General features: G+C 53.0%; 11 protein-coding genes and 1 tRNA gene. 6 read left to right on the top strand and 6 right to left on the bottom strand.

The features are described from left to right. Window positions 1–67: 67 nt before the first annotated feature. The 3 genes from deoB to mrdA all read left to right on the top strand — a co-directional run bounded on the left by deoB (window position 68) and on the right by mrdA (window position 4,127). Entirely contained in the window at window positions 68–1,291 is a 1,224-nt protein-coding gene (gene deoB / locus C1N64_RS20315) for a phosphopentomutase (RefSeq protein WP_033739739.1), read from the top strand. Between the two features lie 33 nt (window positions 1,292–1,324). After that, entirely contained in the window at window positions 1,325–2,038 is a 714-nt protein-coding gene (gene deoD / locus C1N64_RS20310) for a purine-nucleoside phosphorylase (protein WP_054633162.1), read from the top strand. Window positions 2,039–2,243: 205 nt separating this feature from the next. Continuing rightward, window positions 2,244–4,127, top strand: coding sequence for a penicillin-binding protein 2 (gene mrdA / locus C1N64_RS20305; RefSeq protein WP_039342248.1), 1,884 nt, complete (start codon window positions 2,244–2,246; stop codon window positions 4,125–4,127). Here the strand turns inward: mrdA and C1N64_RS20300 are convergent. Genes C1N64_RS20300 through C1N64_RS20285 form a run of 4 tightly spaced genes read right to left on the bottom strand, consistent with a single transcriptional unit; the run spans window position 4,124 to window position 7,040 of the window. After that, window positions 4,124–4,834, bottom strand: a complete 711-nt coding sequence (locus C1N64_RS20300; RefSeq protein ID WP_033739733.1) for a GGDEF domain-containing protein — start codon at window positions 4,832–4,834, stop codon at window positions 4,124–4,126. The genes mrdA and C1N64_RS20300 overlap by 4 nt on opposite strands. Continuing rightward, on the bottom strand, window positions 4,831–5,235 hold the full coding sequence (locus tag C1N64_RS20295; protein WP_033739731.1) for a DUF1987 domain-containing protein: 405 nt from the start codon (window positions 5,233–5,235) through the stop codon (window positions 4,831–4,833). Before C1N64_RS20295 ends, C1N64_RS20300 begins: the two co-directional genes overlap by 4 nt. Continuing rightward, window positions 5,228–5,794, bottom strand: a complete 567-nt coding sequence (locus tag C1N64_RS20290) for a SiaB family protein kinase (protein ID WP_006118245.1) — start codon at window positions 5,792–5,794, stop codon at window positions 5,228–5,230. Before C1N64_RS20290 ends, C1N64_RS20295 begins: the two co-directional genes overlap by 8 nt. A gap of 16 nt (window positions 5,795–5,810) precedes the next feature. Continuing rightward, entirely contained in the window at window positions 5,811–7,040 is a 1,230-nt protein-coding gene (locus tag C1N64_RS20285; protein ID WP_006118246.1) for a SpoIIE family protein phosphatase, read from the bottom strand. A 295-nt stretch (window positions 7,041–7,335) separates the two neighbouring features. Here C1N64_RS20285 and C1N64_RS20280 point away from each other — a divergent pair. Then, a tRNA-Phe gene (locus C1N64_RS20280) sits at window positions 7,336–7,411 on the top strand. A gap of 283 nt (window positions 7,412–7,694) precedes the next feature. Here C1N64_RS20280 and C1N64_RS20275 read toward each other — a convergent pair. Both C1N64_RS20275 and C1N64_RS20270 read right to left on the bottom strand, forming a co-directional pair. Beyond that, window positions 7,695–8,660: a tyrosine-type recombinase/integrase gene (locus tag C1N64_RS20275; RefSeq protein WP_394515160.1), complete on the bottom strand. Its 966-nt coding sequence runs from the start codon at window positions 8,658–8,660 to the stop codon at window positions 7,695–7,697. A 29-nt stretch (window positions 8,661–8,689) separates the two neighbouring features. Continuing rightward, complete coding sequence (locus C1N64_RS20270) at window positions 8,690–10,243, bottom strand: TraI domain-containing protein (protein ID WP_394515523.1); 1,554 nt, start codon at window positions 10,241–10,243, stop codon at window positions 8,690–8,692. Window positions 10,244–10,438: 195 nt separating this feature from the next. On the opposite strand from C1N64_RS20270, the gene C1N64_RS20265 reads away from it, so the two are divergent. Continuing rightward, a complete protein-coding gene (locus tag C1N64_RS20265; protein ID WP_394515159.1) occupies window positions 10,439–10,987 on the top strand; it encodes a pili assembly chaperone in 549 nt (182 codons plus the stop codon). Between the two features lie 173 nt (window positions 10,988–11,160). Next, window positions 11,161–12,150, top strand: a complete 990-nt coding sequence (locus tag C1N64_RS20260; RefSeq protein WP_394515158.1) for a conjugal transfer protein TraE — start codon at window positions 11,161–11,163, stop codon at window positions 12,148–12,150. Window positions 12,151–12,164: the final 14 nt, after the last annotated feature.

Below are 12,164 nucleotides of genomic sequence, written 5' to 3'. Positions count from 1 at the left end.
CGATTCGGGTATACTGATCTGATCGCTTTTTTTTGACTTGTCGCGCGCGTTAGCGCAGGAGACTGGCATGAAACGTGCTTTTATTATGGTGCTGGATTCCTTTGGAATCGGCGCCAGCAAAGATGCCGACAAATTCGGCGATGCAGGTTCCGATACGTTAGGTCATATCGCAGAAGCCTGTTTTAACGGTAAAGCGGATCAGGGCCGTAAAGGACCGCTGCACTTACCGAATATGACCGCGTTAGGTCTGGGCAAAGCGGCCGAGCTTTCTACCGGGCGTTTCCCGCCGGGACTGGATCCTGACGCTGAGATAAAAGGCGCTTACGCTTACGCCAGCGAACGCTCATCCGGTAAAGATACGCCGTCAGGCCACTGGGAAATCGCCGGTGTGCCTGTTCTGTTCGACTGGGGCTACTTCAGCGATAAAGAGAACAGTTTTCCGCAGGAACTGCTGGATAAACTGGTTGAGCGGGCCGAGTTGCCGGGTTATCTCGGTAACTGTCACTCATCCGGTACGGTCATTCTCGACCAGTTGGGTGAAGAACACATGGCTTCGGGCAAGCCGATTTTTTACACCTCGGCGGATTCCGTGTTTCAGATTGCCTGCCATGAAGAAACCTTCGGCTTAGATCGCCTGTATGCACTGTGTGAAATTGCGCGCGAGGAGCTGACGGAAGGCGGTTATAACATTGGCCGCGTGATTGCCCGCCCGTTCGTGGGTGACAAAGCCGGCAGCTTTGAGCGCACCGGTAACCGTCACGATCTGGCCGTGGAGCCACCATCGCCTACCATGCTGAAGAAGCTGGTGGATGAGAAGGGCGGTCATGTGATTTCGGTAGGTAAAATTGCCGACATCTATGCGGAGCAGGGCATCACCAAAAAAGTCAAAGCCACCGGACTGGATGCGCTGTTTGATGCCACCATCCAGGAAATGAAAACCGCGCCGGATCAGGCGATTGTGTTTACCAACTTCGTAGACTTCGACTCTACCTGGGGCCATCGTCGCGATGTGGCAGGCTATGCAGGCGGGCTGGAGCTGTTCGATCGCCGCTTGCCAGAGTTGATGGAGCTGGTCAAAGAGGATGATATTTTGATCCTCACCGCCGACCACGGTTGCGATCCGACCTGGCAAGGCACGGAACATACGCGCGAGCATATTCCGATCTTAATTTACGGCCCGAAGGTCGAGCCGGGATCGCTGGGTTACCGCGATACCTTCGCGGATATCGGCCAGACGATTGCACACTATTTTGACCTGTCCCCCATGGACTACGGCAAGAACATGCTGTAAAAACAGCGAAATTTTTAAAAAGGATAGAGAATCATGGCAACTCCTCACATTAACGCAGAAATGGGTGATTTCGCTGACGTCGTACTGATGCCGGGCGATCCGCTGCGTGCGAAACACATCGCAGAAACCTTTCTGGACGATGCCGTTGAGGTCAACAACGTGCGCGGCATGCTGGGTTACACCGGCACCTATAAAGGCCGCAAAATCTCTGTTATGGGCCACGGTATGGGCATTCCGTCCTGCTCCATCTATGCGAAAGAGCTGATCACCGAGTTCGGTGTGAAGAAAATCATCCGCGTGGGCTCCTGCGGTGCGGTGCGTCCCGATGTGAAACTGCGTGACATCGTGATCGGCATGGGGGCATCCACCGATTCCAAAGTGAACCGTATGCGCTTCAAAGACCATGACTTTGCCGCTATCGCGGACTTCGACATGGTGCGCAACGCGGTGGATGCGGCCAAAAACCTGGGCGTCGAGGCGCGCGTCGGTAACATCTTCTCGGCCGATCTGTTCTATACGCCCGATCCGCAGATGTTCGACGTGATGGAGAAGTACGGCATTCTGGGTGTGGAAATGGAAGCCGCAGGCATCTACGGCGTAGCCGCTGAATTTGGCGCCAAAGCGCTGACCATCTGTACCGTGTCTGACCATATCCGTACTCACGAGCAGACCACGGCCGCAGAACGCCAGACCACCTTTAATGACATGATTAAAATCGCGCTGGAGTCGGTGCTGCTGGGTGATTAATCCCCACGATGGCTGATCGGCCCCTTCATCCGGCTGCGCATCTGCGGCCGGATGATCCTCTCACGTTTTCCATTTCGCAACATTCTCACTAAATGACACACTTTTCATCAGGCTTGTGCATCTTCGCGCTGGCACGACGGGCTGATGTCACTATCATGAAGCCGAACAATTAATAACAACACGCCATACAGAAAATACCTGCCTGATGAATTTCCGTGATTTCGACGCTGAAGAGAAGTTGTTTGTCCGCCGTGCCGCTATGGCGTTTGTACTGGTTTGCCTGTGCTTTAGCATCCTGGGTTTTAACCTGTATCGCCTGCAGGTCCGCGACCACAGCTATTATCAGACGCGCTCGAACGAGAACGACATCAAAATGATCCCCATTGCGCCCACGCGCGGACTGATCTTTGATCGCAACGGGATCCCGCTGGTTCGCAACGTGACCTGGTATGACATCACGGTTACCCCGTACAAAGTGGAGGACATGAAGGCGCTGTTGCAAGAACTGACGCCACTGGTTGATCTGACCCCGGAAGATATTGAGCGCTTTCAGCACGATCTGCATCAGACCAGCCGCTATAAGCCCGTCATTCTCAAAGAGGAACTCACAGACGAAGAGGTGGCGCGTTTTTCGGTTAACCAGTTCCGTTTTACCGGCGTCAGCATCGATACCTATCAGGACCGGGAATATCCCTATGGGGCCGATCTCGCGCATGTGATCGGCTATGTTTCCAAAATCAACGATAACGACTACAAGCGGCTGAACGCAGAGGGCATCGCTGAAAACTATGCTGCCGACCATAACATCGGTAAGCAGGGGATTGAGGGCTATTACGAATCCCTGCTGCACGGCAAACCCGGCTATCAGGAAGTGGAAGTGGATAACCACGGGCGCATTGTCCGGGTGCTGAAAGAAGTGCCGCCGGTGGCGGGAAAGAACATTACGCTGACGCTGGATCTGCATCTGCAACAGTACGCGGAAAGCCTGCTGGTCGGGCAGCGCGCCGCGTTGCTGGTCGAAGATCCCCATGACGGCTCAGTGCTGGCGATGGTTTCCAGCCCCAGCTACGATCCCAATCCGTTCGTAAAGGGCATCAGCTATCAGGCGTACAAAAAGCTGCTGCAGGATAAAAATTTACCGCTGATCAACCGTGTCACGCAGGGCCTGTATCCGCCGGCCTCAACGGTAAAACCCTATATGGCGATGTCGGCGCTGCTCACGCACGTCATTACGCCACAGACCACCTTTTTTGGCGGGCCCACCTGGACATTACCCGGTACTGACCGCCGCTATCGCGACTGGAAAAAAAGCGGTCACGGTACGCTGGATGTCACTAAAGCGATCGAAGAGTCGGCGGATACCTTCTTCTATCAGGTGGCGTTTATGATGGGCATCGATCGTATTCACACCATGCTCAGTAAATTTGGCTACGGTCAGTCCACCGGCATCGATCTGAATGAAGAGTACAACGGACTGTTGCCCAGCCGTGACTGGAAGATGAAAGTGCATAAGAAACCCTGGTATCAGGGCGATACGGTGTCAGTCGGCATTGGTCAGGGCTACTGGATTGCCACGCCGATCCAGATGGTGAAGGCGCTGGTGGCGCTGATTAACAATGGCAGAGTCATTGCCCCGCACCTGCTGGAGAAATCGCAGCTTGGCAACCACGTGCAGCTTTACCAGCCGAAACTGCCGCAGGCGCAGATTGGCGATCCGCATTCCCCTTACTGGTCGCTGGTGCGTCACGCGATGTTTGGCATGGCTAACGCGCCGAACGGCACAGGCTACAAGTATTTCCACACCGCGCCTTATGGCATTGCGGCCAAGAGTGGAACGTCGCAGGTATTCAGCCTGAAACAAAATCAGACCTACAATGCCAAAATGATCCCGGTGCGGCTGCGCGATCATACGTTTTATACCGCCTTCGCCCCCTTTAACGATCCTAAGGTGGCTGTGGCGTTGATCCTGGAAAATGGGGGCAGCGAAGGCGTGCTGGCCGCGCCGGTAATGCGGCAGCTTCTCGATCATATTTTCCTGCCGCCCACCACGCCGCCGCCCGTTGAGGTTGCCCAGCGTCCGGCCCGCTAGCGGAAAAATACCCGGTTACGTCCGTGCTTTTTAGCATCATAGAGTGCGGCGTCGGCATGCGTATAAAGCGCTTCGAAGTGGGAGCCCGCCGCGCCCCAACTCACGCCCAGGCTGGCGGTGACCAGCCGCTCGGGCAACGCATCCAGGGGAGACGCGTTCAGTGAGGCGAGAATCGCCCCGGCGACAATCACCGCTTCCCCAAGGAACGTATCCGGCAACATAATCGTGAACTCTTCCCCCCCAATGCGCCCGATGCTGGCAATGTCCGGTGTGTTGCGCTGGATACGTTGCACCAGCTCGCAGATCACTTTGTCCCCGGTGGGATGGCCATATTCGTCGTTAATCCGTTTAAAAAAATCGATATCAAGAATGATCAGAGCGGCGGGGGTTCGCGTCAGTGTGTCGCTGATACGCTGAATAATGGCGCTGCGGTTCCAGACATTCGTCAGCGGATCGTGAGTGGCTTTGTATTCCAGCTCTCTCGTCAGCTCAATAAGCTGCTCATTCACCCGGTTTAACTCACGCTCGGCTCGATCGCTGCGCGAGATCAGCCGGTAGGTTTCGCGCATCAGCCGCTGATAGTGGTTATTAAGATCGGACAGCGCCTGGCGGTACTCTTCGGCGTGCAGACAGCTCTGCGCCGCCACATGGCTGGCATGGTTCAGCGCCTGGGTTTCTTCCAGAAACAGCTCATTAAGATGCGTCATTGGCGCTGTTCCGCATGTAATGTGACGGTCAGGGCGGTGAAATCCAGCGACAGCTCCTCGCCAAACTCTTCTGACACGTCATCTTCAGCGTCATAGAACCAGTTCAGCACAATCTCACAGCCGTTCTGCGCCAGCCTGTTGAACTGATCGAACAGCCCGAACAGCATTTTGGTGCTGGAGCTGTTGAAATAGCTCAGGTCGATATTGACTTCAGTCAGCTGGCTGGCCTGCGGTTGCCAGGATTCCAGTGCACTTTGCAGCGGGCGATAAAAGGCGGCCGCATTTTCCGGCCAGGATTCGCCCCGCAGGGAAAATCGCTGGGCCGCAAAATCAAATTCCACGGCGGGCGTGCATTCGGTGGCGGTGAGATGAATGGTTTGCATAGAGGATTCTTTAGTCATGGCAGATTGTCGCCTTTAGCCAAAAGGCAGAGAGCTCGCTGGCTTCCAGTGGCTGGAAGCAGTATTCCAGCGGTTCACTGACGTCGCGGGCAAGGGTAAGTAAGCCGATATTGGCGCCTTTGCTCCAGACAGGACTCTCTGCGCGTAACCGACTGCGGTAGGCTTGTTTAATTTCGTCTGCGTTCATGACCCGTAACGAGTCCAGATCGCCACGCAGTTGAACGCTGGCATCGCTGCCTACCAGATTGGCACTTTCCAGATAGTAGCGCCCACCATCATAGCGCAGGCTCAGCGATCCAAAACGATAGAGCTGATCGTTGTGGCTCAGCGCCCGGCTGTCCTGCGAGTAGCGCAGGATGTTTTGCGCGATCTCGACAAAGCTGGAGAACAGCCGTCGTCGCACTTTCTGTGACTGCTCGTGGTTCTCCAGAAACAGTTTGACCACTTCACCCATTGCCGTGATGTTTTGCGGCGAAAAAAAGCCGGTGTACTGGAGCGCGATAAGACCAGATTGCGATTCGGTGTTGAACGGCAGACCACGGAGTGATTCGTTTTTCATTTTCTTCCCGGTGCAATCAATAGCGAAAGCCAAACCAGGTGACGTCGTCGCGTCGCGCCTGGTTACCTTGCCAGCTTAAATAGTCTTGCTGAAACGCCAGCGATAACTCCGCCATAGGCAAATGCTGATAGCGCATCAGCAGTGACTGAATACGCTTATTGCCAAACATAATATTGCGCTCGCCACCCGGCTGATCGGTGACGCCGTCCGTCAGCACAAACAGCATATCGCCGCGATTAAATGCCAGGCTCTGTTCCGGCCAGTCATAATCCTCCGGCGTATCGGTATACCCCACGCCGACGCGATCCTGGCTGAGCGCGATGATTTCGTTACTGATGTTGCTGAGCATAAATGCCTGGGTTCGGGCGCTGGCCCAACGCAGTTGATGTAGTTCGGTATCGACAGACAGCACGATGGCATCGCAGCCATCGTTAGAGAGTGACGTTTGCTGAGACGCATTTAACTGTCCCAGGGTTTGTTTAATATGGTGGTTAAGCGCATGCAGAATGCGGGCAGGCGCCTGCAGATCGGCCTCGCGTAGCGCATTTTCCAGCGCAGACTGCAAAATTACCGTCATAAAGGCACCAGGAATGCCGTGGCCCGTACAGTCGGCAATGACCGCCAGCCAGCCGTTATTATGACGGTGAAAGGCGTAATAATCGCCACCCACGCCGTCCCTGGGCTGCCAGTACAGACACCAGTCGTCGAGCAGAGTCGCGATTAGCTGGTTGGATCGGTCCAGCATCGCGTCCTGAATCACCCGCGCGTAATCGATGCTTTGTAAAATCTGCTGATGTTGGCGCGCCTGTAAGTCGGAGACGCGGCGGATCAGATCGATCCCTAAACCAATGCCAATATAGTGCCCGTTCTCCGTCAGGATAAAGCCATCAGCGACGGACTTATCGCCATTGGCCACCACCTGCTGCGCCACGCTTTCCAGCGTGTTTTCTACGTCGATTACCAGCGGGAACTTATCCATAAAGGCAATGCAGCTTTTACGGTCATACAGTTCGGGAAAGAAGGGCCGCGCCATCTGCGACAAAAAGATGTGGCGGTTAATCATGCCAAACGGTTTGCCGTTTTCTACCACGGGCAAACCGATGAGATCTTTATGCTCGGCAAACAGCGCCATCACCGCACGGTTATCCGTCTCCGGACTGACAAAAGGGACCTCAATGCATAACACCCGCGCATCGTAACGACTTGAGGCGGAAACCACAGTATTCACAGAGGCGGGTAACTGCATGATGCGGCTCTTGATTGTCCAGGAATAATCTTAAGAGTAATGAGCGCAGATGACGGATTTATGGCAAAAAAACAGTTAGTAAAAAGAGCGCCGATAAATTGTGGATAAAGCAAAATAGCAGCGAAAAACCGCCAGCCAGGCGGCGTTAGACAGCGTGAAAATCCGGCACCCGAGTTATGCGCCACCGGGACCGGCGGTCAATGTTGCTGCGGTTGATGGAAAAGGCGGCAGTTGATTTCATTTTTGTGAAAAGCGTTTGACGCTGGGGCCTGCATAGGGTTTAATGCGCCCCGTTGCCCGAATAGCTCAGTCGGTAGAGCAGGGGATTGAAAATCCCCGTGTCCCTGGTTCGATTCCGGGTTCGGGCACCACTCTTCAGAGCCTGTTCGTTAAGAGTTGAGATCCTTAACGGGCAAGACAGAGATCCCTTTTCGTCATCGTGCAGGATGAGTCGCATTCGTTCTACACTTGAAGATTATGGGATTAAGAATCCGGATGATGCTGGTAACATCATCCGGATTTCTCACATCCCGAGTATTTCAATTACAGGTTTTTACCTTTTCACAAGGTTTGTGTCAACGATCTGTAAATGAAACCGCGCTAATTTTTCCTCCACTGATATCAATCCGTTAGAAATTTGACTTAGGAATAGTCCTAGAGCATAAATGCGCTTTCAAGATTCCTTCGAAGATGATCCATATTCGCTTCAACATACTCCAGAGTGACCGCAACACTTGAATGCCCCAGCAACATTTTCACGTCATTCAGGCTTCGTTCCGGTGTTTTCATCAGGTCTGTAGCGATGGTATGCCTGAAACGGTGCGGGCTGATATCACACTGACACTCGCGTGAAAGCCGCCTGAAAAACGCCCGCATTGGGGGATGATCCATGTTACCGCCTGTGACGGTTTTCTTTTTTAAACGACTGAAACGGTTGATATTAAACAGTTGATCCTTCGGCCTTGCGCCCATTTGTTTAGCCTGACGGTACAGATCTTCAAGGCGAGGCCTCAGCTTGTCCGTGACAGGCACCCGGTGTTCTCGATGATTTTTTGAGCCTTCAGGTCTCAGCTCAATAACACCCTGTTTAAGATCCACATCGCACAGCCTTATATGCAGCAGCTGGTTTTGACGCATGCCCGTAAACTTTAGCGTTTCAATCACTGTCATCCAGAACCATGCAGGTTCAAGCGCGTTAGGCCGGGAATCATGAATACCGATTTGCTCCTGTTCAATTTTTCGTTGCATTACGAGATCAATTTTCTTCATTTGTTCCCGGGTAAGCGTTTTCTTTCGTTTACGGTCTGGCTTAACAACCACGCCATTAAACGGATTGTCCCGTGCAGTAACGAGAGAATGTGTTATAGCGTGGTTAAACAGCGCTCTCATATGTGCAACTTTATTATTCCATGTCCGTTTACTGCAGTTTTGTTCGTTCAGAACGTGACGTCGCCATCTAAGAACATCAAGGCGACATATACTTTCAGGCAATATTTTACCTTCACTGAATTCTGTGAAAGTTTTTACAACCTTTCTGTAGCTCCATTCACTGGCTGGACGGAGAACCTTACTGAAAAAATAGTCGTTCAGAATGTCATCGAAGGTCGTTTTTTCAGACATGGTAACCTCGTATTTTATTAACCCTGTAATTACTCTCTTTTAGGAGAGAGCCATATGCTGTCTGAAAGACAGCGTCCTTTCTTTAAAATAATGTCAGACTTAATCATGTAGCCCGACAGTTTGGTGAACTGACCGCTTTTATCAGGCGACTCATATTTATGGTAGGAGTAAAGCCCCTTTCCATTTCGTATGTGGTGAAGGCCCAGTGATTCAAAGTTTTTCTGCAGCTTGTTTTTTTCGTATTTATTTTCTGGCTGCGAGGAAATAAACCGGAAAAACACATCGGGCGATATCATAAAAATAAAGCCGGACAGTACATGCAGAAGGCTGTCGGAATCATTGACGGTAACTTTTCCGGCATCCACGCTCTCCCGCAGCCAGTCCAGAAAAACGTTGCCCTCAGAGGGTTCACTGTCGACCGCCGGCTTCCCGTCTTCCGTTTGCTCCTGCTTCGCTGACTCAGCAGTTTGTCCGGCTGATAAAACGGAGGCTTCCCCTTTAGCCATCAGGTCCAGTACCGAAAGTAAATCCACCTCCTGTTTAATTTCTGAATCTTCCTTTTCATTTTCACTATCTGAACCATACTCAGTCGCTTCGCGCCCGCCGATTGCAGACTGCAGCGCGGAGCTCAGTACCGGTAATTCAGGTTTTTCTGTTCCTGGAGCCGTCTCGTCTCCGGCTGCCTGTGTGGAAGTATACGCTGCCGCTTCGCTTTCAATTGGCTCTGAAACATTTGCTGAATTGATGTGACTCGACAAAAGGACAGGTGCGCTATCTGCTAATTTTGGGGAATTATCAGCATGTTGCATTTCCGGCGTCGGGTTTACAGAAGACGTGTCAGTAATATCTGAAAGGCCACCTAGTTCCAGACCTGCCCCCTCCCGCGCCTGCATGATGATGCTGTAGAGCACACCGGCACCGGCACGCTCACCCGACAGAAACTGAAGAAGACAGCGTGACGCTTCCGGCCACTGGTGAAGCCACAGCATGCCGGTCTCAGGCAGCAGCTTTGCCGCCATGTACTGACCTGTCAGGGCCGGAGCCCGGGCAGTCTTTGCGGGCCGGACCCGCCACGGGCCGTCCGGCTTGTGCAGCCCCGGATACCAGATTTTTCCGGACTGCGTCGCGCCCTCCACCTGCGTCAGCCAGGGCAGATGATGGAACAGACCTGCCCAGAATACCGCGCAGACCCACCCTGGGGCCTGTGCCGACTGCTCTTCAGGTGTGGCGCCTGGCGGCAGCATCATTCCCCTGACGAGCCTGACCGCACGGACGGCCACGCCGAGGCTCAGGTCGCCAAATCCCCCCGGTGACGAATAGGCACCGTTCCATGCGGCCGGGCAGTCCTGCACACGCTCAAGCATCGTCTGCACAGGCTTCAGCCACCACGCATCGGTGACGGACTGTGAAAGCGGGCTGTTATCCGCCAGCATTCTGACAAGCCTGCGTCGCTCCTCTGTCTGCATGAGCGTGCTGCCCTCCAGAACCGGGCGAAACGCCACCTCCCTGACGACCGTACCCACCGGCAGCCCGGCAGGCCTGTTGTTTCCGCGCCCCGTCAGCCACTTCATCACCCGTTCCATCGACACCCGCTCTTTATCTGAAATGACGTAACGCTAAGAGACGGGGCGACATTTGCAACGTTAAACCTGGATTCAGCGCAGAGAGATATTCAGCTTGCGTTAATTTTCAGGAACGGATTCAGGATTAACGGCGGACGCTTTTAACGTCCCGTGCTTTTCTTGCACAACCTTCCTTTAATTAAACTGAACACACTCATGCAGCAACGTCTGGTAGCGCTGTACCTTCTTCTGTGGCTGACTCTGTCCGGCAGCATCAGCCTTTTTATTTCACCCGGCTGTGACACATTCTGTTTTATGTGGCTGCTTACGGCACTCTCTCCGTTTCTGCTCAGACCGCTCGACTGGCTGACCCGTCAGCTGCTCAGAAAGCCCTGCATACTGAGCCACAGAAAACGTATCACCGTTCATCTGTCAGCCTGTCAGCCCACTGTGGGGCTCACGCCTGAGCGCGTGAGCTGGTTCTGGTCGGGGGTGTTTGAGTCAACTGAAGCCGCGTTAGCCGGGGGAAAAACCGTTGTGGTAGCTTCCCACCTTCTGACGCCTGCCCGTGCGGCCAGACTCAGGACATACCTGAAGGTGCGGGGCTGGTCTTACCGCAGCAGGCTCACCAGCGTCCCTTTCCGGGATTCAGCCCGCGCGCTGATGCAGCTGGAAATCCTCTTTCGGCAGTGGCACTGGCGCTGTCCGTCCAGGACCCGGTGGCCGGTGATGCTGCTGAAAAAAACTTCTGAACCGGAAAAATAATTTCGGGTGTTAAGTCATAAAGGCAATGTTCACACTGATTACACACATGTATTCGATCTGAACGATCGAAATATCGCGTTATACAAGGCACGGTTTTGCCAGGTACTGTATTCACAACGAATACAGAAAAGATTAACAAAATATTTTCTCATTCAGCCAACACCAGGGCCTTTATGAAACGCATGAACCTGACAGAAATTCTGTCCCGCGTCGCCTTAGAGCAGACCGATGAGCAGAGGCAACTGCTTGAGCAGTTTGCGGAAGGGAAGAAAACAGTAAGTCCGCCAGTAACCATTCGTTTCCGGCCGGCATCACGGGAATTTTTGAATCAGGTATCACACAAGCTCGGCATCTCCGTTTCAGAGCTGGTCAATGTGATTGTCGAAGGCGTCATGACAGAAACCACGGCGCCCCGCAAAGCCTCTGTAAACCGCGTTTATGAGCGCTTCTGGCACCTGATGGACCGTCACAGCCTTGATGTGGCGCAGGTGGCCACGTTGCTCTCTGAGCTGAACATCGGCATGAGTGTGCTTGAGAACCGGGAGCGCACGCTTGATCACATTACCCTGCCTGTGCTTGAACAGCTTGCGTCATGGTTCGGTGTCCAGTCCGGCTGGCTCGCCGGAGAAGACATCCTTCCGGTTAAGTCCGTGTTAATGCGTGACTTCTGGCAGGCAGCTGAATGCCTTCTGCCGTATAAAGATACAGTGATTAAGTCCTTACGTTTTTACAGACGTCAGCATAATGAAGGTGAGCCAGCGCTAAATATCAGCCACGAGATGGTAATCACAGCGACCCGGGATAAATATATAAATGGCGTGTCCTTTGAAAGTAATTATTTAACCGGCGTGGTCCCTCTTACGGTCAGCAATGAATCAGAAACAAATGCTTTTCTCTCTTTCTGTGAATTACTGCGGTTAAAAGGAAGGGTTGCTCAAATTTCTTTTCGAAAATTACCGGGCAGGTTATTTGACAGTCTGAGAGAGGGATCTGAGTTGCCGTTTTCGGTCTCATCCGTCGCTGATGAAATAATTATTAGTAAGTTCAGACCTGGACATAATTTCATGTGGAATGAGGAGGAACGGATACCTTTCCTAAACCCGGCGTTTCATATAACGCCTGAATGGGAAGACTATCTGAAAGAAGTCATGAGTTTCGGTTAACCGTATTTAAATAA

Source organism: Pantoea sp. SGAir0215 (assembly GCF_043543215.1).
The sequence above is the reverse complement of the archived record's forward strand: the minus strand, read 5'-3'. Positions and strand labels throughout refer to the sequence as shown.